The sequence below is a fragment of the Lysinibacillus sp. C5.1 genome (genome assembly GCF_016350185.1).
In the GTDB taxonomy this organism is placed as follows: domain Bacteria; phylum Bacillota; class Bacilli; order Bacillales_A; family Planococcaceae; genus Lysinibacillus; species Lysinibacillus sphaericus.
Map to the genome: position 1 here is coordinate 754329 of NZ_CP066226.1, position 24268 is coordinate 778596.

General features: G+C 37.4%; 23 protein-coding genes. 21 read left to right on the forward strand and 2 right to left on the reverse strand.

Going from position 1 to position 24268, the window contains the following annotated elements; all coding sequences use genetic code 11:
* Positions 1–146 precede the first annotated feature (146 nt).
* The 14 genes from isdC to I5435_RS03495 all read left to right on the forward strand — a co-directional run bounded on the left by isdC (position 147) and on the right by I5435_RS03495 (position 14321).
* Positions 147–743, forward strand: a complete 597-nt coding sequence (gene isdC / locus I5435_RS03430; RefSeq protein ID WP_337983257.1) for a heme uptake protein IsdC — start codon at positions 147–149, stop codon at positions 741–743.
* Positions 743–2266, forward strand: coding sequence for an NEAT domain-containing protein (locus I5435_RS03435; protein WP_024362555.1), 1524 nt, complete (start codon positions 743–745; stop codon positions 2264–2266). Before isdC ends, I5435_RS03435 begins: the two co-directional genes overlap by 1 nt.
* Before the next feature lie 84 nt (positions 2267–2350).
* Positions 2351–3598, forward strand: a complete 1248-nt coding sequence (locus I5435_RS03440) for an NEAT domain-containing protein (protein WP_337983258.1) — start codon at positions 2351–2353, stop codon at positions 3596–3598.
* A gap of 29 nt (positions 3599–3627) precedes the next feature.
* Complete coding sequence (gene isdE, locus I5435_RS03445) at positions 3628–4533, forward strand: heme ABC transporter substrate-binding protein IsdE (RefSeq protein WP_443136943.1); 906 nt, start codon at positions 3628–3630, stop codon at positions 4531–4533.
* A gap of 153 nt (positions 4534–4686) precedes the next feature.
* Entirely contained in the window at positions 4687–5652 is a 966-nt protein-coding gene (locus tag I5435_RS03450) for a FecCD family ABC transporter permease (protein ID WP_025218688.1), read from the forward strand.
* 6 nt (positions 5653–5658) lie between these two features.
* Positions 5659–6429 carry an ABC transporter ATP-binding protein gene (locus I5435_RS03455; RefSeq protein WP_337983260.1) on the forward strand — a complete coding sequence of 257 codons (771 nt, stop codon included), beginning with the start codon at positions 5659–5661 and terminating at the stop codon, positions 6427–6429.
* A gap of 12 nt (positions 6430–6441) precedes the next feature.
* Positions 6442–7218: a class B sortase gene (srtB, locus tag I5435_RS03460; RefSeq protein ID WP_337983261.1), complete on the forward strand. Its 777-nt coding sequence runs from the start codon at positions 6442–6444 to the stop codon at positions 7216–7218.
* A gap of 282 nt (positions 7219–7500) precedes the next feature.
* Positions 7501–8028: a YceI family protein gene (locus tag I5435_RS03465; protein ID WP_024362561.1), complete on the forward strand. Its 528-nt coding sequence runs from the start codon at positions 7501–7503 to the stop codon at positions 8026–8028.
* A 316-nt stretch (positions 8029–8344) separates the two neighbouring features.
* Entirely contained in the window at positions 8345–9271 is a 927-nt protein-coding gene (locus tag I5435_RS03470; RefSeq protein ID WP_024362562.1) for an NAD-dependent epimerase/dehydratase family protein, read from the forward strand.
* A gap of 226 nt (positions 9272–9497) precedes the next feature.
* Positions 9498–10775: an AAA family ATPase gene (locus I5435_RS03475; RefSeq protein ID WP_258842989.1), complete on the forward strand. Its 1278-nt coding sequence runs from the start codon at positions 9498–9500 to the stop codon at positions 10773–10775.
* Complete coding sequence (locus I5435_RS03480) at positions 10772–11347, forward strand: RloB family protein (protein WP_337983262.1); 576 nt, start codon at positions 10772–10774, stop codon at positions 11345–11347. Before I5435_RS03475 ends, I5435_RS03480 begins: the two co-directional genes overlap by 4 nt.
* Positions 11348–11812: 465 nt before the next feature.
* Positions 11813–12583 (forward strand): ABC transporter ATP-binding protein, encoded by a 771-nt coding sequence (locus tag I5435_RS03485; RefSeq protein WP_024362565.1) that lies wholly within the window; start codon positions 11813–11815, stop codon positions 12581–12583.
* 15 nt (positions 12584–12598) lie between these two features.
* On the forward strand, positions 12599–13552 hold the full coding sequence (locus tag I5435_RS03490) for an ABC transporter substrate-binding protein (RefSeq protein WP_337983263.1): 954 nt from the start codon (positions 12599–12601) through the stop codon (positions 13550–13552).
* Between the two features lie 13 nt (positions 13553–13565).
* Positions 13566–14321, forward strand: a complete 756-nt coding sequence (locus I5435_RS03495; RefSeq protein ID WP_029747220.1) for an ABC transporter permease — start codon at positions 13566–13568, stop codon at positions 14319–14321.
* Positions 14322–14359: 38 nt separating this feature from the next.
* On the opposite strand, the gene I5435_RS03500 is transcribed toward I5435_RS03495, so the two are convergent.
* Positions 14360–14800, reverse strand: coding sequence for a winged helix-turn-helix transcriptional regulator (locus I5435_RS03500; RefSeq protein ID WP_024362568.1), 441 nt, complete (start codon positions 14798–14800; stop codon positions 14360–14362).
* Between the two features lie 125 nt (positions 14801–14925).
* On the opposite strand from I5435_RS03500, the gene I5435_RS03505 reads away from it, so the two are divergent.
* The 6 genes from I5435_RS03505 (at position 14926) to ssuE (ending at position 22421) form a co-directional block, all read left to right on the forward strand.
* Positions 14926–15444, forward strand: coding sequence for a DUF4242 domain-containing protein (locus I5435_RS03505; protein ID WP_024362569.1), 519 nt, complete (start codon positions 14926–14928; stop codon positions 15442–15444).
* A gap of 18 nt (positions 15445–15462) precedes the next feature.
* Positions 15463–16521, forward strand: coding sequence for an acyl-CoA dehydrogenase family protein (locus I5435_RS03510; protein ID WP_337983264.1), 1059 nt, complete (start codon positions 15463–15465; stop codon positions 16519–16521).
* Between the two features lie 152 nt (positions 16522–16673).
* Positions 16674–18740, forward strand: coding sequence for a catalase (locus I5435_RS03515; protein WP_024362280.1), 2067 nt, complete (start codon positions 16674–16676; stop codon positions 18738–18740).
* Positions 18741–18916: 176 nt separating this feature from the next.
* Positions 18917–20116, forward strand: a complete 1200-nt coding sequence (locus I5435_RS03520; protein WP_337983265.1) for a polysaccharide deacetylase family protein — start codon at positions 18917–18919, stop codon at positions 20114–20116.
* Between the two features lie 165 nt (positions 20117–20281).
* Positions 20282–21619, forward strand: a complete 1338-nt coding sequence (gene lpdA / locus I5435_RS03525) for a dihydrolipoyl dehydrogenase (RefSeq protein WP_337983845.1) — start codon at positions 20282–20284, stop codon at positions 21617–21619.
* Between the two features lie 268 nt (positions 21620–21887).
* Positions 21888–22421: an NADPH-dependent FMN reductase gene (gene ssuE, locus I5435_RS03530; RefSeq protein ID WP_024362277.1), complete on the forward strand. Its 534-nt coding sequence runs from the start codon at positions 21888–21890 to the stop codon at positions 22419–22421.
* Between the two features lie 62 nt (positions 22422–22483).
* Here ssuE and I5435_RS03535 read toward each other — a convergent pair whose 3' ends face one another.
* Positions 22484–22648, reverse strand: a complete 165-nt coding sequence (locus I5435_RS03535; protein ID WP_162832713.1) for a hypothetical protein — start codon at positions 22646–22648, stop codon at positions 22484–22486.
* Between the two features lie 222 nt (positions 22649–22870).
* Between I5435_RS03535 and I5435_RS03540 the strand changes: the two genes are divergently transcribed.
* Positions 22871–24259, forward strand: a complete 1389-nt coding sequence (locus I5435_RS03540; protein ID WP_024362276.1) for an aldehyde dehydrogenase — start codon at positions 22871–22873, stop codon at positions 24257–24259.
* Positions 24260–24268: the final 9 nt, after the last annotated feature.

Genomic DNA, 24268 nt, shown 5'->3' on the forward strand with positions numbered 1-24268 from the left:
AGAGAGTGTAATTGAGAATAATTTTCGTTTACATTTTCATAATATTGATTTCATGGAAATATTGAGAATATTATTCGTATCAATTATAATGATTAATGGAAAATGGATAAAAATTTTCCATAATAATTAGAGGAGGCGTGCAACACATGAAGAAAATAGTGATGTTGGTCATGCTAGTCAGTATGGTTATTTTTAATTTAGCATTACCACATGCATCTGCTCAACTTGCTGATGGTACTTATTCTGTAAAATATCAGGTCAATAAACCAGATAGTAGCTCTGCATCAATAGCAAACGATTATTTCGTAAAGCCTGCAACGGTGACAGTAAAAGGTGGCACAGCTACTGTACAACTTACATTAAAAAATAGTGCTTGGATTACGAAATTTCAACCACCAGGAGGAGCTTCGGTTGTTAGCGAAGATAAGGCAGCTGATACACGTGTTGTACAATTCACAGTGAAAGATTTATCAAAGCCAGTTGTAACATCTATGAAAATTGATATCGATGATATTAATTATCACCATGAATATAGCGTTTCCTTAGTATTTGATGCACCAGCAACTAGAAGTTCAGCAGCTACAGCAGCACCAAATGATACGACAACGCCAACAACATCTGGAAGTCAAGTGCCTAATCCACAAACAAGCGATGCGACGCCCTATTTGTTACTTGTTGCATTTGCAGGATCAGCATTTTTACTTTATAGAACAAAAAACAAAACAAAAATGGAGGGTCATTAATGACTAAAAAACGTCAATCTCGCGCAACAAAAATCGTACTTGCCTCATTATTAGCAGCATCACTTTCAGTACCATCATTTGCATCAGCAAAGGTAGCGGACACAACAACAACAGTTACTACAGATGTGAAAGTGGAAGAAAAAGCAGGAACAGCTGAAGGTACAGCTGTAAAATTCCAAACATTTAAACCAGGTACAGATGAAGCGGGATACATGGATAAATACTTTACAGGTACAGGCTTACTTATCGAAAAAGATGGTACATACACAGTGAAACTAACTGTTCCAGCTCAATTCGCTCCAACAATCACTGGTTTCCAAGTAAAACAAGGCGATAAATATGTCGATGCAACATTTGAAAAGCAACAAGATGGTTCAAGCATCGTGTCATTCCCAGTAGATCCAAAAGTGAAAACTGCGGCAAAAGTACACGTAGTTGTTCCAGCTCCAGCTAACATGGATAAATGGTATGAATTCGACTTCCAACCAGTAACAGCAGAAGAAGTAAAGCCAGTTGATGAAGTAAAAGAAGAGCAACCTGTAAAAGAAGAAACAACAACAGTTACAGATGAAACTGAAGACGTAAATGTTTATGAAGGTACTGTAACAGTTTATAAAAATGGCACTAAAGAAGAATCTATTATGAAAGACTATATTAGTCCAACTGTAGCAGTTGGTGATGCAGATGGCACATATGTAGTCGGCATGCATTTCCCTAAAGGTCAGTATGTTCAATCATTTAAAGTAGATGGTAAGGACGCTGTATTAGCAGAGGAAGATAAAGAAACAAATGAACGTATTTATACTTTCGAAGTAAAAGATTTAAAAGCACTTACAAACGCTGAAATTCATATTATCGTAGATGAGCCTAAAGCAGGCGTAAAATATGATTCTGTTCATACTGTACAATTTAGCTTTGATGTAGATTTAAGTAAACCAGTTACAGATACTGAAGAAACAACAATTGAAAATCCATTTAAAGATATCGATGATAACGAAAATAAAGAAGCCATCCTTAACTTACTAGCTTATGAGATTATCATGCCACAAGATAAATTCAATCCAAATAACAATTTAACACGTGCACAATTTGCATTAATGATTGCACGTACTTTAGAATTAGAAGCTACTGAAGTTGCGGGCTTCCAAGATATTAAAGGAATTGAAGCGGAACAAGCGATTAACGCGCTAGCTGAATATGGTATTGTTGAATCTCGTGATAAATTCAATCCAAATGGCATTTTAACTCGTCAACAAGGTGCGCTAATGATTTACCGTGCTATCCAAGCAGTAACGGAAGGCGACTTAAATGTTGAAATTTCATTACCATATGCAGACCAAGCGTCAATTGCTAATGATGAAGCGAAAGAAGCATTCTCATTACTTTACAAAGAAGGCATTATGACTGGATCTGTTGCGAAAGATGGTAAAACATACATCAATGCAAACAAACCATTAACACGTGGTCAAATGGCAAAAATTTTAAATAACTCTTTAGAATTCTTCTACGAATTTGAAGAATAATAAGGTTTAACAATAGCAACTTCCTTTCTCACATAAATGAGGAAGGAAGTTACTGTTGCTTTTAGAGAAATAGGGGGAATTTTCATGAAAACATGCAAAAGAAAAGTCATCGTATTACTAGCACTTAGTGCAATGTTTTTCTTATTTGCCCCTCATTTTAAATGGCTGTATGTGCAAGCTGAAGAAGATAGTTCACTAGGAAATGGAAGCTATCAAGTTGAACTAAGTTTTTCAACTCACGATGGAATAGAACAAAACCGATTTTTTAATGAAGAAGCGACACTGGACATGAATAATGGTCAATATACATTGTCTTTGACAATCAATCATCCATATACTTTACAAGATATACATATTGAACAGCCTGAAAAATCGCTTTCTACTATTTTAACGTGGACTGAAAATTTAGTTCAGTTTGATGTGAAAGACTTAAAAGAACCAATTCGAATAAAGGGTTTAGTGGCTTCTGAATTAGAACAGGAAAGTCGTCCGTTTGCACAAGAGTTTCAGATAAGAGTGAAAGCGCCAAGTGAAGAGATTGAACAGAATACTGAAATCGCAGAAAGTGCGCCTGAAAAAGAATGGTCAATCGACTACATATTGTATGTCGATGGAAAAAAAGAACCATCGATTATGAATACGTATGTCAATCCAGTGGCTAAAATAATAGAAAAAAACGGCAGCTATTTTGCTCAGATGACGATTTTAAAATCATCTTGGGTAACGAGTCTAACCGTTGAACAACTAGGTGAGCAAGTAGCACCAACACTTGTCTCTATAAATGACAATGTGCGAATTGTCGAATTTGCAGTCGTTGATTTCCATCGTCCACTTCGGATGTGGGTACAAGTAGATATTCCAGAGATAGCGTATCATCATCAATATTTTGTGGATATACAATTTAATGAACAACAAGTGGCTCAAATTGTTGGGAAGCCTATAGAAGCAGTGCCTCCTAAGCAAAACGTTATGAGGAAGTCTCCTGCTATCGCTACTGAAAAAAGAGAGCAACCTTTAAAGAAAAATACAGTTGAGCCTACAATTAAGCCCAATTCGCTCCCCCTTCCTCCAGTACAGCATACTGTTACAACAATGGTGGAAGAACAGTTAGCTTTTGATCGAACACTTGATGCAAATGCGGAGGAAGCAGTTGAAGAACCTGCTGAAATGCAAGAGGAACAGAAAGCAAAAACTGAACAGACAAAAAACAAAATGACAGTAAATCAGCAACTCGCACAGCTAGATAAAGTAAAAATTGTATTGCTTGTGCTTATTTGTATTTTATCAGGCTGGTTAGTCGTTCGTCGTTTAAGAAATTCAAAAAAAGACTGAGATAAGTAGGAGATGACGATATGTGCAACATAAAAAAGAACTGGTTGGCATTACTCGCACTGATGACCGTATTTTTAATCGCTGGTTGTAGCGGTGGAAGCGATCCAGCAAATGAAGACTCCACTGAAAAGGTTGAAGTTTCAACGGACACAACTGCAAAAAGTGAAAATCGTATTATTGCTGGCACAGTTGTAATAGCTGAAATTTTAGATAAGCTAGAGTTGGATGCAATTGCTGTACCGACGACTGAAAAAAAATTAGCAAAACGCTTTAAAGGCCTGCCTACTATTGGCAATGCAATGGAGCCTGATATGGAAATTGTAAAATCATTGAACCCTACGGATGTATTATCAGTGTCAACATTAGAATATGATTTACAAGATAAATTCAAGCAACTGAAAATACCTGTACATTTTTTAAATTTCCAAAGTGTGGATGCAATGATGGCGGAAATTAAAACGCTAGGTGAACGTTATGACCGTACTACTCAAGCTGAACAATTAGTGTCGGGTCTACAAAAAAATATTGATGCCGTCCAAACGGTCGCTGCTAATAAGGAAGGACCTCGTGTTTTAATTTTACTTGGTATTCCAGGGAGTTACTTAGTGGCTACTGAAAATTCTTATGCAGGTGATCTAGTTAAACGGGCTGGTGGAATAAATGTCATGGAAGGGCAAGAGGCAGAGTACTTAGCGTCCAATACGGAGTACTTGCACAATAGCAATCCTGATATTATTTTACGCCTTTCACACGGTATGCCTGATGAAGTAGTTAAAATGTTTGACGAGGAATTTAAAACAAATGATATTTGGAAGCATTTTGAAGCGGTGAAAAATGGCAAAGTATATGATTTAGAAGAAGAGTTATTTGGCACTACAGCCTCCTTACAAGTACCGCAAGCGTTAGGACAGCTAATGGAAATTTTCTATCGTTAATATGTATTTGAAATTGTCGCTCGTATAGCAAGTATCTTGCCGTAGGGCGCTTTTCTTATATTTCTAGTAGCCTTATCGTTTTAAGATAACAGCTTACAAATCTTTCATCGCACAATAGATACACAAATACTAGCGGAATAAAGGAAGTCCGATATGACGAAAAAAATAATAAGCTTTTCAATTGTAATAGCGTTGTTGCTAGTGTCAATGATTTATTCAGCAACGACGGGTAGTATTAAAATGGGCTTTTTTGAATTTATAGGGGCATTGTTTGAAGAAGGGAATAGCCAGATGGAGGCGATTCGTGATTTACGCTTTCCTCGTATTTTTGTTGCTTTATTTGCTGGGGCTGCGCTTTCAGTTTCGGGGGTACTACTGCAATCTGTTATGCGTAATCCGCTAGCAGACGCGGGCGTTATTGGTATTTCTTCAGGGGCAGCTTTTGTTCAATTATTTATTATCTCGTTTTTCCCAGCGTTATTTTTTATGACACCAGTATTAGCGTTTATAGGTGGGGCATTTGCTTGTGCACTAGTGTTTGCCTTGTCATGGAAATCGGGTTTAAGTCCACTAAAATTGATATTAGTAGGGATTGCTATTAATGCGATGTTTACTGGTCTGACAGAAGCATTTTTAAGCCTTGGGGGCTCACTCAATACATCTGCTACTAGTGTGGTTGGGTCAAATTTAACGATGCGCACATGGAAAGATGTGTCGACCATTGCGACATATGGAGCAATAGGTTTAGTTGCAGCATTTGCGTTATATAGCTGGTGTAATCTACTAGTTTTACAAGATAAAACGGCAAAAAGTCTAGGCTTTAACGTAGCACGTGCCCGTTTAATAATTGCCGCTGTTGCTGTATTGTTATCAGCCGTGTCAGTTGTTGTAGCAGGTGTTATTTCATTTGTTGGTTTATTAGTTCCACATATTGCACGACGTTTGGTTGGTCATGATCATCGAGTACTTATACCATTTACCGCACTAGCAGGGGCCTTATTAATTTTAGTAGCTGATACAATTGGTCGAACGATAGTGGCGCCCATTGAAATTCCTGCTTCAACCATTATGGCAATTATCGGTGGGCCATTCTTAATATTCCTATTACGAAAAGAGTGAAGAAATATGGAAATACAAGATATTATCGTTTCCCATGATAATACACGCAATCATTTAGATGGTGTCTCAACGCAGATTCAAAAAGGTAAAATTACGACGATTATTGGTCCAAATGGCTGTGGGAAGTCGACTTTACTTAGTGTAATGTCTCGCAATAATATGCCGAAATCAGGGAATGTTTCTTTGGAAAATAAGGATTTAGTCCAGTATAAGCCTAAAGAGTTTGCTAAAAAGCTTGCGATTGTTTATCAACAAAATGATGTACCGAAAGATTTAACGATTGAAAAGTTAGTGAGTTTTGGGCGTCTGCCACATCATACAATGTTAAAACGCAATGATGAGGATGATAAGAAAGCGATTGATTGGGCTTTATCTTGTACGAATTTACTAGAAAAACGAGACAATGATTTAGTGGCTTTATCGGGCGGGGAAAGACAGCGCGTATGGATTGCAATGGCATTAGCACAACAATCTGAAATATTGTGCTTGGATGAGCCGACGACGTATTTAGATATTTATTATCAAATGGAGCTATTGGAACTGGTAAAAGCTTTAAATAAGAATTATGGTCTAACAATTCTTATGGTGCTTCATGATATTAATCAAGCGATTCGTTATAGTGATCATATTATTTTGATGAAGGATGGACATATTATGGCAGAGGGAGCTCCACGTGATGTCATTACAAAGGAAGTCATAAAAGAAGTATATGGTGTTGAAGCAATCTTCAATGAGGATGAACAACTTGGCCTTTATATGGTACCAGTAGGTATTTAAGTTGGTGGAACGATGAAAAAATGGACATCTAGGCTATTAACAGTTTTATATATTGCAATATTTTTATATTCTGGTTTTGCTCTTGTAAAGTATCTCTATACCTATTATGAGTCTGCAAAGTCTTTAAAGGAAGTACAAACGATATATGCCGAAACATTGGCAACTATCCAAGAAGAAGTTAATGACAAAGCAAAAACGACTGAGGAAATAAAATCAAACTATACGATAAGATCTCAATTTCACGATATATTAGCTGTAAATGAGCGCATTGTAGGCTGGATTGCTATAGATGATACAAAGCTCAACAATCCAATTTTACAAGCAGAGGATAATGATTTTTATCTAACCCATAATTTTAAAAACCGTGAAAGTCGTGCAGGTAGCATCTTTATGGACTATCGTAATGATGCACTCGATATTAATCGCAATACGATTTTGTATGGTCATGCCATGAAAGATGGAACGATGTTTGGTAGTTTGAAAAATTACTTGAAACAAGATTATGCTGAAGCACATCGTACAATTTATCTGGATACCTTATATGAAGGTTATGATGTGGAAGTATTTGCAGCTTATGAAACAACTATTGATTTTTATTATATTGAAACCGAATTTAAGTCAGATAAGGATTTTATTCAATTTATTGAAGAAGTGCAAAATCGTTCTCAAATTGATTTGAATGTAGCTATTGGACCAAATGATAAAATTGTGACGCTATCTACATGTAAAGATTCTGTCATGAGTGATGACCATCGATTTGTTGTACAAGGGAAATTAGTAAAACGATAACTTGCTTCAGCAAGAAGTTCGCTACTTCGACAAATTTTAAAACAAGAACGATGTCGAAAATAATGAAAATAAATTACTTGACGTAAATTGATTATTAATATATAGTAAGTTACATAAAGTAATTGATTACTTTTCGTAATGTAAAATAAGCTAAGAAGTACTCGAAGTAACTACATATGTTTAGCTCATTAATTTTTGGGTAACATAATTAAAGTAGTTACTTCATATTTTAACATATATCTCGAATTCGAGATATAAAACAAACAATTGGAGGAATTTAAAATGGCAAAATGGAATATCGATTTAGGACACTCAGCAATTAACTTTCAAGTAAAACACATGATGGTATCAAAAGTAAAAGGCGTATTCGATAGTTATTCAGCTGATATCGAAGCAGCGGATCTTGCAGATTTAACAACAGCAAACATTACTATTACAATTGATGCAGCAAGCATTAACACACGTAGTGAAGACCGTGATAATCACTTAAAAGCAGGTGATTTCTTTGATACAGACAGCTATCCAAATATTACGTTTAAATCAACAAGCATTACCAAAAAATCTGCCGATGAGTATGCGTTAACTGGTGATTTAACAATTAAGGATGTAACAAAATCAGTCACATTCGATACTGAATTTAACGGTAAAGGTACAAATCCATGGGGTCAGGAAGTATATGGCTTCGAGGCAGAAACAACAATTAACCGTGAAGATTTCGGTTTAACTTGGAATGCTGCTTTGGAAACAGGAGGTGTCCTTGTAGGCAAGGATATTAAAATTTCAGTTGAACTTGAAGTGAACCCAGCTTAAACTAAATCTCTTAACTAAACATCTGCTCGACTTTTATTGGCAAGTGATGAGTAACGGAGCTAAACGCTTCCGTTTGGCGCTCATGGCATGCTTGAAAGTCTGAGCGGATTTTTTTATTTCAGGTGTTGGTTATTGTTATGAATTTTTACGAAAAAGTAGAATGAGTCTAGCAGTTTGTCTATTAGGACAAACAACCTCTGTAGAAGGAATATGTATTGTTATTGATAGTCTGTTAAAATAAACCAGTAATATGTTACTTGCATATTTTTAGCAATTAATGCATATAAAACATCATATTGTTTTTGGGGGCGATGGGATGAATGTATTAGTGACAGGTGGCTATGGTTTTATTGGCAGTGCTGTGGCAAGACGATTTTTTGAGGAAGGCGCCAATATTTATATAATTGATAATTTGAGTACGGGACATCTACGAAACATTGATTTTGAGCATAAATCGTACTTATTAAATGTTGAGGATGAAGTTTGCGAGCACTTCTTTAAGGAAGTTGCATTTGATGTGGTGATTCACTGTGCAGCGCAAACGAGTGTTCAACTTTCGATACAGGAGCCAATGAAGGATATTTTAACGAACATTGTAGGGCTTAGCCAGATGCTCTTCTTTTCGTCAAAATACAAGGTGAAACATTTTGTCTTTGCCTCTTCTGCGGCGGTGTATGGTAATAGTCATTATCCTCCGCTAGAGGAAACAGATGTGAGTGAGCCTATTTCAATGTATGGCTTAAATAAAAGTATTGGGGAAACGTATTGTGAAAAGTGGCAACGTGATTATCGTTTACCAACATTAATTTACCGTTTTGCCAATGTCTTTGGACCTAGACAGCGTATGCAAGGAGAAGCTGCGGTTATCCCTAGTATGTTAAAAAGTAGTTTAGAAGGTAGGCCCTTTACGATTTATGGGGATGGAGAACAGACGCGAGATTTCATCTATGTTGATGATATAGCAGATGCTATTTATGCTGGAGTAGAAGCTAGACTGCAAGGTATCTATAATGTTTCTACCAATGAAGCATGGTCACTCCATCAAGTTATATTATTACTACAACATTTAAATCACCCATTAGAGATACAGTATGCTCCTGCAAGAGAAGGAGATATAGAACATTCATTTTTAAATAATGAAAAACTGACGAAGGCGATTGGTTGGAAGCCCAAACATTCATTTGCAGAAGGCATCGAACTGACAATACAAGCTCTACAAAATGAAAAAATTGTTGAAATCTAAAGTGGATGACACAAGTATATCCTATAACTATATTGGGTCTGTGTTCGAAATTTCGAGCACAGGCTTTTTGTTACGTGCCAGTCACTCAAACAAGTCACTCAAACAAAGACAAACAATTCTGATATTTTTCGGTGCTTGGCTTAACATTGGGAACAGCCTTTTTATTCTGACTATAGTATAATTATTGTTTAAAGAAATGTGGTGGAATGGGAACGGGGGCTAGAGTATGCTAGTAGATTTTAGAGTGAAAAATTGCTTAAGTTACAAAGACGAGACATTATTTTCAATGGTGGCTGGGAGCCGAATTCGAAAATTAAAGGATACACACACGATGACGATGGATTCATTAAGACTTGTGAAAAGTGCCTTTATATTTGGATCGAATGGCAGTGGCAAATCGAATTTATTTGCTACGCTAAAAATTTTACGCTCATTGTTGTTTAACTTTGAAAACTTGAATAATGTCAAGCAACTGCGATTACCTTACCAGCCATTTAAGCTTGGGGGACAACATGATAAGCCGACAGAATTCGTGATTTCGTTATTTCTAGAAGGCTCACTTTATGATTATGAGGTGCAATATAACGCCGAGCAAGTTCTTTATGAGCGACTTACAAAAACTACGAAAGCGATAAATGAGGAGCTTTTTGTTAGACAATGGGACGGTACAGAATACGTGTATGAAACTGCACAAAGTACAGCAGTTGAACTGACTAACTATACACGGAATAATACCGCGTTTTTATCAGTGTTAAATGTCTTTAATAACGCAGATGCTAAAAAAATTTTTGATTGGTTTTTACATAAAATTTTGTTTTTAGATGAGGCACAACATTTAGCCAGCCACCCGCTTATTCGCAAACTGGAAGAGGACGATTTTAAGAGAGAAGTCATGAAAATATTGAAAATTGCTGACTTTTCTATTCAAGATGTGACAGCACGCCGTGTTGAACGCAGAGAAAAAAATACAATAGGCTATGATAGCGATACACAAGATATTATTCATGAGGTGGATATCGATTTACATTATTTATCGTTTAATGAAGATGGAGCGCCGATAGGCACAGAGTCAATCAATTGGACAATGGATTCTAAAGGCACTATTAGATTGCTGCATTTAGCATGTGTCATAGTAGATGCATACAATAAAGGGAAGACGATTTTTATAGATGAATTTGACACAGCTTTTCATGTATCCATTTGTGAATTTTTAATGACCATTATGAACAGTGAGCGCAATACCAATAATCAATTTGTTGTAACAAGCCATGAAATTAATTTACTTGATGAACCATTACGTACGGACCAAATCTGGTTTGTCAATAAAAGCTTTAAAAATGAATCTGAATTATACTCCTTATTTGATTTTGCTGATTTGCAGAAAAAACGAGCGGATATTTCATATGCGAAGCGCTATTTAAAGGGTGAGTTCGGAGCAACACCAGTTATTAATGAATACTTATCAACTCAATATCTACATGAAGTGGAGGTATCTGAGCAGTGAGAGTACGCCAGCATGGGAATCGGACAGTCCGTAAAACGATTTTAATTTATTGTGAGGGAGAAACGGAGCGTATTTATTTTGAGCAATTACGTATTTTAAAACGCTCTAAAATGGTGAGTGTAAAGATAAAAAACGTTAAGCGTTCTGCCATTAAGTTAGCACAACATGCTTTTCGTGATTCCAGCTATCAATACTTTGATGAAGTATGGGTTGTTTTCGATAAGGATGATTTAACTGAGAAACAGTTAGAGGAAGTCAATGTATTCTGTGAAGAAAAAGATATCCATATTGCTTATACGAATGAAGCATTTGAATTATGGTTATTGTTGCATTTCGAAGTAGTGGATGTTTCAGAAAAATATCCTCGTGCGGTTTTAAATAACAAAATGGAAGAGCATCTTGGAGTAACACATTATTTCCGTCATAAGGCGGACGAGTCAATTATTGCTCCAATTGCACTTCGACATGAGGTAGCAATTCAAAATTGTTCAAAAATGATGTCATTTCGCAATACAGAAAATCGTGAAAATCCTTATTGCAATATACATGACATGATTCAATACATATTTTAAAAGAGGTTTCCCTTTTGTTATAGAATCGAAGCGATCTTCTATAGGATGATGATGACGAGGCTAAGACATAACTAGAAAATTTAAGAAACAGAGGTAAGGTGCTCGTAAATTTTTCTATGGAGGAGAATTTGTTATTCTTGTATTTGCAAAAAAGAACCATTAGAAGTGAAAACTAGTTGAGGGTAGCGGAGGGAGACGACTCCTAAGACGTCAAACACAACAAACCGCCCGTAGCGGACATCAACAACATAGCGAAAAAGTGTTAGATTGCAGTCAATCTAACACTTTTTTCTTTTGTTTAGCCTCGTTTTTTTATTGAGCTGATAGAGTGAGATGGCAAATTGTCGGAATTCAAATATTTTTCTTGAAATTAGGTTGAAATTTTAAACTGAGTATAATAAAATAACTTAAAACATATTAAACCTAGTAAAATTATAAAGATTAAAATGGGGTGACAATAGCATTATGACAGCACCGTTAATTTCTATTCAACAGGTAAGTAAAGCATTTGCTGAGCAGACAGTGCTCCATCAAATTTCATTGGATATACAAAAGGGAGAGGTTATAGCCATCTTAGGAAAAAGTGGTTGTGGCAAGAGTACGTTATTGAATTTAGTAGGTGGATTTGAACAGCCAACTACGGGACAAGTATTGCTAGAAAGTCAGGTTGTAACAAAGGCGAGCAAACGCTGTATGATGCTTATGCAAAATTACGGGTTACTCCCTTGGCGCTCGGTACAAAAAAATGTGGAACTCGCATTAGAAGGAGAAGCGTTATCTAAAGTTGAACGACAGCAACGGGCACAGTACTATTTGAAGCTTGTCGGCTTAGAAAATCGACTAACGGCTTTACCGAGTGAATTATCAGGAGGTATGCAACAGCGGGTCGCGATAGCACGTGCACTCGCAATTCGCCCAGAGGTTATTTTAATGGATGAACCATTTGCTGCACTCGATACTTTTACACGCTATTACTTACAGGACGAGCTTCTTGCCATCCAAAAAAAGGAGCAGACAACCATCTTACTGGTAACCCACGATATAGACGAAGCCATTTACTTGGCGGATCGCATTTTTATTATGAGTCCAAATCCTGGTCGCATTCATCGTGAGCTGTATATACGAAGTGCTAAACCACGAGATCGTTCAGATTCAGAATTTCAGTATTTCCGTGAGATTATTTTCAATGAATTCCAGTTTACCCACCCGCAAGATACGATTGAATATAACATTTAAAATGGAGGATAAAAAATGAAGAAGAAATTAGGCATCTTGCTATTCGTGTTCATGCTAATGTTAACGCTTGCGGCATGTGGGACGGATGACAAAAGTACAGCATCGCAAGCAGAGAGCAATAAAAAAGTTGTGAAAATTGGCTATTTACCAATTACCCATGCAGCACCGCTATATATGCAAACAGATAAAACCTACAAAGGATATGCCATTGAGCTCGTTAAATTTGGGTCATGGCCAGAGCTAATGGATGCTTTAAATACCGGTAAAATTGAAGGCGCATCAGTGCTGATTCAGTTAGCAATGAAGGCCAAGGAACAGGGGATTGACTTAAAGGCAGTTGCTTTAGGGCATCGAGATGGCAATGTTATCGTGACAGCACCAACAATCAAAAAAGTCGAGGATTTAAAAGGACAAAGTTTTGCAATTCCTAATAAATACTCTACACATAATATTTTGTTGTACCGCATGTTACAGCAAGCGGGATTAAAGTATAAGGATGTCAATGTGGTAGAACTACCGCCTGCAGAAATGCCAGCTGCGCTTGCAGAAGGTCGTATAGCAGGATATGTAGTAGCAGAGCCATTTGGTGCGATTTCTGTGGCGCTTGAAAAAGGCAAGGTATTATTTCAATCGGAGGAATTATGGCCAAATTCAATCGATTGCGGATTAGTACTTCGCCAAGCATTTATCGAAGAAAATAAAGATATTGCCCAACAATTCGTCAAGGATTATGCCGAGGCTGGAGAGCTGATGAATGAGGGAGGAGACCATGCACATGAGGTAGTGGCTAAATATATTAAAGTTGACAAGGATGTTTTAGATTTATCGTTAAATTGGATTTCGTATCATAACTTGAAAATTGAAGCGGATGCGTATGCCATTTTAAGAGATTCATTAATTGAGATGGGGTTATCCGAAAACCCACCAAGCTATGAGGAATTTGTTGATACAACATTATTGGAAGAATAGTAGGTGCATACGTATGAAAAAAATAGGACCTATTTTACTTGGATTTATATTATTGATAGCAGTTTGGCAGCTCGTCTCGATTATGGGGGGGCATGATGCCGCATTATTTCCTCCACCATTGGCTGTTTTGAATGCACTTCTAGTGACCATCAAAGATGGGTCAATATTCGAACATATCCAAATTAGTTTGTTGCGTTTTTTTAGTGGCTATTTATTAGCTGTTGTGGTGGCTGTTATTATCGGCTTAGTTGTCGGAAGGTTGGGGAGAATTTGGGCTGTGCTTGATCCAATTGTGCAAGTACTACGCCCTGTTTCACCCATTGCTTGGTCACCTTTTATCGTGCTATGGTTCGGCATTGGTAATATGCCCGCCATCGTTATTATTTTTATTGCTGCATTTTTCCCGGTGCTATTATCCACGGTGGCAGCAGTGAAAAAAGTTGATGCAACTTACTTACGGATTGCAGCCAATTTCGAAATGTCCCATTTTAATTTATTGCGAAAAATTGTATTTCCGGCGGCATTTCCTATGATTGCAAATGGTCTGCATATGGCATTAGGAAGTGCGTGGATTTTTTTAGTTGCTGGGGAAATGGTTGGAGCGCAATCCGGGCTAGGTTTTTTAATAGTGGATGCACGAAATTCACTTAGTCTTGATTTAGTAATGGCAGCGATTATTGTGATTGGTATACTCGGCTTACTACTCGATAAATCGATTCGTTATTTTGAACGTTGGGTTGCGAAAATTTGGGGTGGGCAAAGTGCTTAGATCTCTGTAAAGGGTAGAAAAAGAGCTAGTCCAATGAATCATTGGTTAGCTCCGTTTTGAATAGCACGTATTTGAATAGTGTCAATTCGTTTTCCCGTTGTTTTGGAATAGTACCCAATTTCTACTCGCTCACCTGATTGGGCATCAACAATTTCTTTATAGCAAGGATCCAAATGCTCACTGCCCCATAAAATCATCGCGTTAAAAACGGATTCCAATGCCTTTCCTGATTCCGTTAAAGAATAGGCGTAGCGTGGTGGGTGGGCTGAATAGAGTGTAGAAGCGACAAGACCTGCTTCTTCTAAAGATTTTAAACGAGCGGACAATAAATTTGCAGAAAGGCCTGGCAAATTTAACTTAATGTCATTAAAGTTTGTTTGACCGATCAATAGCTCATGTAAAATGAGCAATGTCCAACGATCACCGATAATGTTTAAAGTTTGTGCAATATTGCATGGTAAATCATAACGTGTTTTCATAGTGTTCCCTCCAAGCAGTAGTGTAGCACAAATTATAATTTTTAGTAAATTCAGTTGTTTTTATTAAGTAAGTATAATAAAATAACTCACATAAAGAAAAAACAAACTATTCGGAGGTATTTACTATGAGTTTATTTTTGGTAGAATCAACAGTAAGTGAAGTATCAAACAAAGAGCAATTTGCAGCACTAGTAGAGCGTGTAGGGCAAGCACAAGAGGTAACGGTAATTGAAGTACAAGTGGCGAAGGATTTTAGCCGTGCATACTTTATCTTGGAAGCGAATAAAGAAGCGCAAGCGACAAGCGCACTAACTGCGCAAAACATTCAAATAGATTTAGTCAAAGAAGTTCGTCTAGTTGGAAAAGAGCTTGATGAGGTTAAAACAAATCAAGAAGTCGTGAACTATTTAGTTGAATGGGAAATACCAGCAGAAATTACAATGGATCAATATTTGGCGCGTAAAAAGAAAAATTCAGTGCATTATGAAGAAGTACCAGAAGTACATTTTTCTCGCACATATGTATGCGAAGATATGACGAAATGCTTGTGCTTCTATGATGCACCGGATGAAGCCGCTGTAAAACGTGCCCGTGAGGCAGTGCAAACACCAATCACATCGTTAACTGAATTAGCGGATAAGTAGAGGATAGGAGTGGAAACCATGGCAGTAGATGAAGTAGTCTTACAAGCGTTGATTGAAGAAAAATTAAAACCGTTTGTAAAAAAAATTGATGAAGAAGCTTATTATGCGGAGGATTTTTTAATGGCACTCGGCAAAGCAGGATTTTTTGCTTCAACACAAAAGGACGAGCAAACAGTACTACTAGATGAGCTAACGATTGTACAAGAGACGGCGAAAGTTTGTATGACAACTGCATTTTGCCTATGGTGCCACCTTGCAGCTTTAACTTATTTACGTAAAACAGACAATGAACTATTACGCGCAAAGATTTTACCATTACTTGAACGTGGAGAAGTGCTTGGTGCAACGGGTTTATCGAATCCAATGAAGTATTATGCTGGTCTAGAAAAACTACATTTAACAGCACAACGCATCGATGGAGGCTATGTCGTAAATGGTATTTTACCTGCTGTTTCAAACTTAGGAGCCAATCATTGGTTTGGTGCAATTGCTTATAACGGTGAGCAAGAAGTGATGGTTTTTGTAAATACGGACCATGAGCGTATTACATTAAAGGAAAAAAATCACTTCTTAGGCGTAAATGGTAGTGCTACGTATACATGTAAATTTGATAACGTCTTTGTTGGGGATGACTATGTAGTAGCACAAGAAGCAAGCATATTCGTGGATAGTATTCGCCCAACATTTGTACTGTATCAAATTCCACTTGGCTTTGGAGTAGTAGCGGCAGCGATTGAAGGCATAGAAAAGGTCAAGGCCAAGCAAAATGGCTGCAATGAATATTTGCAGGTGCAAGCCGATGAACTAAAAGAGAAACTACAACATTTACAAGCATTACTGCAAGCATTAATACAATCGGGCGACGTTACGTTACAAGCGATTTGTCAGATTCGTTTGCAAGGCGTATATCAAACATTAGCAGCAGTTCAAGCTAACATGCTACATAATGGTTCTGCGGGCTATATTGCTGGAAGTACACCATCACGCAAGCTGCGCGAAGCATATTTCTTAGCGAATTTAACGCCAACCGTTAGACAGCTTGAAAAGATGACGCAGATAGCAAAGGTAGCGAAATAGACATGTATCAACCTTGACTAGCATTATAGCTAGCCAAGGTTTTTCTTTGCGCTTAGTGCATTTCACCTATCATCAATTTCGAAGCATGTTTATGTCAGAAAAACATACAGTGAATATAGAGCGTAATTAGTAATAGTAGGAAAGGGGATTGCGTGGATAAGTCCAATTCAAATCAAAATAAGGATTTAACCGAAAATGTGAAGGATCAACAACTAGATGCATTTCGTGTCAATAATGATGGAACGAAGATGACGACTAATCAGGGATTAAAAGTATCCAATGATGAAGACTCGTTAAAAGCCGGTGTGCGTGGGCCGACCATTATGGAGGATTTTCATTTTCGGGAAAAAATGACGCATTTTGACCACGAGCGGATTCCCGAAAGAGTCGTGCATGCGAGAGGCTTTGCAGCGCACGGAGAGTTTGAGCTATATGAGTCGATGAAAGAGTATACAAGAGCAAAATTTTTACAAGAGCCTGGAAAAAAGATACCCGTATTTGTTCGCTTTTCAACAGTAGTAGGGAGTTTAGGCTCAATGGATACTGCGCGTGATGTGCGAGGATTTGCAACGAAATTTTATACTGAGGAAGGCAATTATGATTTAGTCGGCAATAATATTCCTGTGTTTTTTATTCAGGATGCGATTAAGTTTCCTGATTTAATTCATGCCGTAAAACCTGAACCTCATAATGATATGCCTCAAGCAGCATCTGCTCATGATACGTTTTGGGATTTTGTCGCTAATAATCAAGAAATTGCCCATATGATTATGTGGGTTATGTCTGATCGAGCAATTCCTAGAAGTTTTCGGATGATGGAAGGCTTTGGTGTGCATACGTTCCGTTTTGTAAATGATAAAGGTCGGTCAAGATTTGTGAAATTTCATTGGAAACCTGTATTAGGTGTACATTCACTTGTTTGGGACGAAGCACAAATTATTGGTGGTAAAGATTCCGATTTTCAACGACGAGATTTATGGGAATCAATTGAAATTGGAGATTACCCAGAGTTCGAGCTTGGCGTCCAGATGATTGAACCGGAGGAAGAGTTTAGGTTCGATTTCGATATTTTGGATGCAACGAAATTATGGCCTGAAGAGCTAGTACCTGTAAAAAGAATTGGCAAAATGACTTTAAACCGCAATGTGGACAATGTTTTTGCGGAAACAGAGCAAGTAGCTTTTCACCCAGGAAATGTAGTACCAGGAATTGATTTTACGAATGACCCACTGCTACAAGGGCGTTTGTTTTCATATATTGATACACAGCTTCTTCGTTTAGGTGGACCGAACTTTGCTGAGATTCCGATTAATAGACCCGTTTGCCCGATTCATAATAATCAACGCAATGGCTTCAGTCGCCAGACGATTAATATGGGCAAGGTTAGTTATCATAAAAATTCGCTCGCAGGCAATACGCCTTCAACCTCTACAGCAAAAGAAGGAGGATTTGTGCATTATGAACAAAAGGTTGAGGGACGAATTACAAGAGCGCGTAGTAAATCCTTCGACGATCATTTCTCACAAGCACGACTATTTTGGAATAGCATGTCGCCACCTGAAAAACAGCATATCATCGATGCTTTTAGTTTCGAGGTAGGCAAGGTCAAAAGTAAATCGGTGCGGCAGCAAGTTGTGGATATGTTTGTCCATGTTGATAAAGCGATGGCAATAACGATTGCGGATAATGTTGGCGTCAATCGACCAACAGGCGAGCAATCCAAGGTTACGGCATCATCACCCGCTTTGAGTCAGGCAAATACAGTAAAACTGCCTCAAACACTTAAAGTTGGTGTATTGATTGGTGATGGCTTTGATGCTAATGAGGTTGGGGAAGTGCTGAAATATTTAACAAGGCAAGGGGTTCGTTATAGCATAATATCGGATAGACTTGGTGTCGTAACTGCAAATAATGGTGTGCAGTTAATGGCAAGTGAAACGTTTATTACGACAGATGCAGTACTTTTTGACTCCCTGTATGTTGTGGGTGTTCGAGCAGATAATCAAGCAAAGTTTAACACCTATATCGTCAATTATATTAATGAGGCATACCGACATTACAAACCAATTGGAATTGCTGCAACAGGCACGACATTTTTTAATATGTCGAATGCAAACGTTGGACCAGGTATTGTGTTAGCAACTGGAAATGCAGGGTTTGCTAAAAAATTTGTCGATGCTATTGCCCAGCAACGTTTTTGGCAACGTAATATTTATTGAGTTGAAGTCATTTTAGGGAACGCACTACTCGTAACGAGCCACAACAGCATAGCAAAAAAGTGTTAGATTGATTGAAGTCAATCTAACACTTTTTCTCTTTTGTCCTAGTCTCTTTCAGTCTTTCATTATATCGTATATACTTGTATGGACTATATTTTGAGAGAGGGACCAATATTATGAAGTACATAAGGAAAATAATAATATTTTTTGTTGTGCTTGTCTGCTTCTTCATAGCTACATCAGATGAGGCTTTTGCAGCAAAGGCGACAAAATTTTACGAATCTAGTAATGCTAAAGGTGTTACGGTCATTAACTATCATTCGTTTGGGGATTATAAGGAAATAGCAAATATTAATATTACAGAAAAGCTCTTTCGTGAGCAACTGAAGATGCTAAAGGATAACGGCTATACAACAATTACGGAGGATCAGCTTATCGCTTATTTACAAGGCCACGGTCGTATTCCAGAGAAATCTGTATTTTTAACGATAGACGATGGCTATGAAAGCGTTTATAAGATAGCGTATCCTATTTTAAAAGAAATGGGTATGCAAGCAACATTATTTGTGATTGCCAATGACGTAGAAGTAGGCTTCAGAAAAAATGTACCAATGGCGAATTGGCAGCAAATTAAGGAAATGTCCGACTCTGGCATTATTCATATCGGCAACCATACATATGACTTACATTGGCGTGGTAAAAATGACACAGCAAAACATGAGGCCATGATACTTAATCAAAAGAAAAATGGAGAGCCCCTTACAAATGACGAGCGTCGACGATACATTCAAGAGGATGTTACAAAGGCGCATCAATTAATCGAAAAATATACAGGGAAAGCACCAAAATCCTTTGCTTACCCATATGGTGTGTATGATCGAATTGCAGAGCAAGCTGTAAAAGAAGCGGGTTATACAATCGATTATTCTACACAAGGTGGTTATAATCTATTTGGTCAAGGAACCGTCCATATTAAACGAATTGACTCTAGCAATCGTGTATCGGCAAATGAATTAAAAAATATTTTACAAAAATATTTATCACAGGCAGAACAACAATATTATCACCGAGATATTCAAGTAGAGGCAAAAGTTGCAGCAAATAAAGTTATGCTAAAAGCTTGGTTGAAAAGTGATATGAATAAAGGCAAGCTCCATGCTAAAGAAGCGCGTTTTGAGCTTTATAAAATGGTAAATGGAGAACGTCAACTTCAGCGCAACTTTGGCAGTTACAGAGTGGCAGCAAGCACAAATGCACGAGCAATGTCAACAGAAGAAAATATTACAAATTACGAAGCTGGGGGATATTCTGTTAAAACAATTCTTATAAAGCAAGACGGAAGTAAAGAAGTTTTCTGGATTAATTTTAATAAATAGAATCGCGGGTAACTCGCCTTGCATCGCGGGTAAAGTACAGTATTTCGCGGATAAACCGTCTTGAATCGCGGGTATTGCACCATATTTCGCGGGTAACACACGTGGCCTTATATGTCATTGCATTCAAATTTTGTAAATGTTAAGGTGGTAAATGAGGTGAAAAAAGTGAAACAATTTGATATTGCAATTATTGGTGCAGGTCCAGGGGGATACGTTGCAGCCATCCATGCAGCTAAAAGTGGGATGAAAGTAGCTTTAGTAGAGCGTAATAAAGTGGGAGGAGCTTGCTATAATGTTGGCTGTATTCCTTCGAAAATTATGTTAGAACATAGTAAGCTCGTGCAGGAGATACAACGAGGCAATGATTGGGGCATTGAAACGCCAGCTTTGAATGTGAATTTCCCACGATTAATGCAGCGTAAAAATGCTGTTATCCAAGAGCTTTTAGAAAATATTGAACACTTTATCGTGAGCAATCACATTACATTTTATCGTGGTGAGGCGACGGTTGCTGCCGATTTAACGGTAACGGTTAATCAAGAGACCTTTTTAGCAAAGGACATTATTTTAGCAACTGGTAGTAAGCCATTTGTGCCACCATTTAAAGGGTTAGAAAGCGCAACTTATTATACAACGGATACTTTTTTCGATATAGAAGAACTTCCACAACAGCTAACGATTATCGGTGGTGGTGTTATTGCAGTGGAAATGGCATTTAGCTTGGCACCACTCGGGACGAAAGTAAGAATGTTGAATCATAGTGAAGATATTTTACAGACAGAAGAACCTGATGCTCGACCAATAATTCGAGAAAAGATGAAAAAACTCGGTATTGAACTTATTACCGATTTCCAATTTGAGCATTTTAATGGAAATGAAATTCATACATCTAAAGGCATTTATACATACGAGCACTTATTATTTGCCACGGGGCGTCGCCCAAATACGGAAATTGCCCAGCAGCTTGGACTTGGTTTTGATGGTCGATTAATTGCTGTAAATAAACATTATGAAACGAGTCAACCACATATTTATGCCATAGGTGACTTAGTCGGAGGCTACCAGCTAGCTCATGCTGCTAGTGCAGAGGGTATCTATGTTGTAGACCATATTTTAGGGGCAAAACGCACGTTGATTGACCAAGCACTAATTCCTCGTTGCGTCTATACACATCCTGAAATTGCGACATTCGGCTTGCTAGAAGATCAAGTTGAACAAGCGTATACAGTGACAAAACTGCCGATTAACACGAACTCAAAAGCGTTGATGGAGGGCAATGAAGAAGGTTTTGTTAAGCTTATTGCAACGAAAGAGGATGGACATATTTTAGGAGCGTGTGTGGTAGCTGATGGTGCGACTGAAATGCTCAACGCCATTTTAGCGACGAAAAATGCTGGAGGTACAGTAAAAGTATTGGCAGACATGATATTTCCTCATCCAACAGTATCGGAGCATATTGGTGATGCCGCAAAAGCTGTATTTGGCAAAGCGATACATCAATAAAATAATAAAGAGTTGCCACATGTTAGTTGTGGCAACTCTTTATTATTTTCTAAATTCCGATAAAGTTTATTGACTTTATAAAATATTATGTTAAATTAAATTTATAAGATTACTCGGTATTAAATTATGCTGACTAGATATCTAGAGGCTTCCATTTACACAACAATTTTCCTGTTGACTGTAAATAGAAGCCTCTTTGTTTTAGTGCAATGTCCATTGCGGAGCTTTGATTTAATTGATTACAAACACGATAAAGGGAGTGTCCTATATGACAAATGTAGTGATTATAAATGGTAGCAATACAAGGAATTCACGTGTAACGGCCATTCAAGAAAAGGTTGAACGTTTTTTTACCGCGCACAGTGTAGCACTACACACAAATTATGTACATGAGCTGCCAGCGGATGCGTTAATAACAGCAAACTACGCAAACGATGACATTATAGCAGAAAATAAAAAGGTTGAGGAGGCAGATATTGTAGTCATTTTAACACCGATTTATAAAGCATCTTATACAGGCATCTTAAAAACCTATTTAGATTTATTGCCACAAAAAGCATTGGTTGGGAAAACAGTTTTACCAATAGCAGTGGGAGGCTCTATTGGCCATTTACTAGCGTTAGAATATGCTCTTAAACCTATCTTGGCAGTATTAGGTGCTATTAATATTGCCCATTCCGTATATATTGTCGACAAACAAATTATTCGTCTAGAGAATGGGAACTTTGCCATTGAAGATGATGCAAATAATCGACTAGAAGCTGAACTTAATAAATTACAAAACATTGTTGCGATTAATTAACAATAAAAACGTGTTAGATTGACTGCCATCAATCTAACACGTTTTGCTATGCCCTTGTGTTATTAATTTATTTCCGGTTCTTCCAATAACGAGTCTTTATCCGCCGGTGTTGTAGAAAGATATAAAAAAGCCTCATCTTGTAATAACAATAATTTCTCTTCACATATACCGTGCGATAATGCTCCTGAAAAAATGGATTCCCACCAAGTTCCTGTTGTCGTTGTCATTTATCTACGCCCCCGTTTCGATGTTTAATATGTAATTGTATATTTCCCGAGATTCTCAAAATAAAACATGGCATCCTTAGTTACTATTTCTGTTTTTTTACAGCACCACCTATTTCAGAAAGAGGATTTTTGACCTTAAATGTTGTATCGTATAGTCAAAGATAGTTTGTTTCAAAAAAGACAGAACTATGTATCGCATTTTAAAAAAAGGGGTGTTTTTTTATGAATTTTACGCCACAAGATGTTGAAAATATGATTACAGAGCAGCGCCAATTTTATTTTTCTCGCGCTACAAAAGATGTAAAGTTTCGCAAACAACAATTATTGAAACTAAAAAAATCTATTTTAAAGTATGAAAAGGAAATTTTGAATGCGTTGTATTTAGACTTAAGAAAAAGCGAGTTTGAGGCATATGCAACAGAAATAGGTATTGTCCTTGAAAGTATTTCTTATATGGTGAAAAATCTGGAAGAATGGATGAAGCCTGAAACAGTTAAAACACCGATTCAACTTCAAATGGGAAAAAGTTTTATTGTTCGAGAGCCGTATGGCGTCACATTAATTATCGGGCCTTTTAATTACCCATTTCAGCTAGTTATAGAGCCGCTCATTGGCGCAATTATTGGCGGCAATACGGCTATTGTAAAACCATCGGAAACGTCTGTGCATACCGCCAATATTGTAAAGAAAATAATTGAAGAAACATTCGAGCCTTCCTATATTCGTGTTGTAGAAGGAGAGAAAGACGAAGTGAATGCACTGATTCACGCTTCATTTGACTATATATTCTTTACTGGCAGTGTAGCTGTCGGTAAAGTAGTGGCAAAAGCCGCAGCTGAACGATTAACGCCGATTGCGCTTGAACTTGGGGGCAAAAGCCCAGCAATTGTTGACCAAACGGCTAATTTGGAAGTGGCTGCTAAACGTATAGCATGGGGGAAATTCACAAATACTGGTCAAACCTGTGTAGCGCCAGACTATTTACTTGTCCATAAAGACGTTTATGACCGATTTATGAAGTTGTTCAAGGATACGATTCGTTCTTTCTATGGAAAAAATGCACTCAAAAGCCCTGATTACGGTCGCATTGTGAATTTAAGACAATTTGATCGACTTCAACAAATTTTAGTAGAGGAACGAGACACAATTACATATGGTGGTCGAACAGACCGTGATGACTTATATATTGAGCCAACCATTATTGAATATGTAAAGTGGTCAAGTCCCTCAATGCAAGATGAGCTTTTTGGACCGATTTTACCTGTTATGGTATATGATGATTTGCGTCTTGCTATTCATCAAATTCGTCAACTTCCTAAGCCTTTAGCGGCATATTTTTTCTCGGAACATGAAAAAGCGATTCAATACTTTTTAGAAGAATTGCCATTTGGAGGAGGCTGTATAAATGATACGGTAACTCATGTAGGAAATCAGCATTTGCCATTTGGAGGAGTTGGTCCTTCGGGGGTGAATGCATATCATGGCAAGGCAAGTTTTGAAAATTTTACACATCCAAAATCAATATTAAAAAAATCATCAAAGCTCGAAACGAATGTTCTTTTTCCGCCATATAAACAAAAGGTTAAGCTTATTCGTACGATCATGAAGTAAAAAAGTAGG

Excerpts from the sequence above, each read along its gene's own strand:
- isdC (WP_337983257.1), top strand. The coding sequence starts at position 147 with ATGAAGAAAATAGTGATGTTGGTCATGCTAGTCAGTATGGTTATTTTT.
- I5435_RS03435 (WP_024362555.1), top strand. The coding sequence starts at position 743 with ATGACTAAAAAACGTCAATCTCGCGCAACAAAAATCGTACTTGCCTCA.
- I5435_RS03440 (WP_337983258.1), top strand. The coding sequence starts at position 2,351 with ATGAAAACATGCAAAAGAAAAGTCATCGTATTACTAGCACTTAGTGCA.
- I5435_RS03450 (WP_025218688.1), top strand. The coding sequence starts at position 4,687 with ATGACGAAAAAAATAATAAGCTTTTCAATTGTAATAGCGTTGTTGCTA.
- I5435_RS03455 (WP_337983260.1), top strand. The coding sequence starts at position 5,659 with ATGGAAATACAAGATATTATCGTTTCCCATGATAATACACGCAATCAT.
- srtB (WP_337983261.1), top strand. The coding sequence starts at position 6,442 with ATGAAAAAATGGACATCTAGGCTATTAACAGTTTTATATATTGCAATA.
- I5435_RS03465 (WP_024362561.1), top strand. The coding sequence starts at position 7,501 with ATGGCAAAATGGAATATCGATTTAGGACACTCAGCAATTAACTTTCAA.
- I5435_RS03470 (WP_024362562.1), top strand. The coding sequence starts at position 8,345 with ATGAATGTATTAGTGACAGGTGGCTATGGTTTTATTGGCAGTGCTGTG.
- I5435_RS03475 (WP_258842989.1), top strand. The coding sequence starts at position 9,498 with ATGCTAGTAGATTTTAGAGTGAAAAATTGCTTAAGTTACAAAGACGAG.
- I5435_RS03485 (WP_024362565.1), top strand. The coding sequence starts at position 11,813 with ATGACAGCACCGTTAATTTCTATTCAACAGGTAAGTAAAGCATTTGCT.
- I5435_RS03490 (WP_337983263.1), top strand. The coding sequence starts at position 12,599 with ATGAAGAAGAAATTAGGCATCTTGCTATTCGTGTTCATGCTAATGTTA.
- I5435_RS03495 (WP_029747220.1), top strand. The coding sequence starts at position 13,566 with ATGAAAAAAATAGGACCTATTTTACTTGGATTTATATTATTGATAGCA.
- I5435_RS03500 (WP_024362568.1), bottom strand. The coding sequence starts at position 14,800 with ATGAAAACACGTTATGATTTACCATGCAATATTGCACAAACTTTAAAC.
- I5435_RS03505 (WP_024362569.1), top strand. The coding sequence starts at position 14,926 with ATGAGTTTATTTTTGGTAGAATCAACAGTAAGTGAAGTATCAAACAAA.
- I5435_RS03510 (WP_337983264.1), top strand. The coding sequence starts at position 15,463 with ATGGCAGTAGATGAAGTAGTCTTACAAGCGTTGATTGAAGAAAAATTA.
- I5435_RS03520 (WP_337983265.1), top strand. The coding sequence starts at position 18,917 with ATGAAGTACATAAGGAAAATAATAATATTTTTTGTTGTGCTTGTCTGC.
- ssuE (WP_024362277.1), top strand. The coding sequence starts at position 21,888 with ATGACAAATGTAGTGATTATAAATGGTAGCAATACAAGGAATTCACGT.
- I5435_RS03535 (WP_162832713.1), bottom strand. The coding sequence starts at position 22,648 with ATGACAACGACAACAGGAACTTGGTGGGAATCCATTTTTTCAGGAGCA.
- I5435_RS03540 (WP_024362276.1), top strand. The coding sequence starts at position 22,871 with ATGAATTTTACGCCACAAGATGTTGAAAATATGATTACAGAGCAGCGC.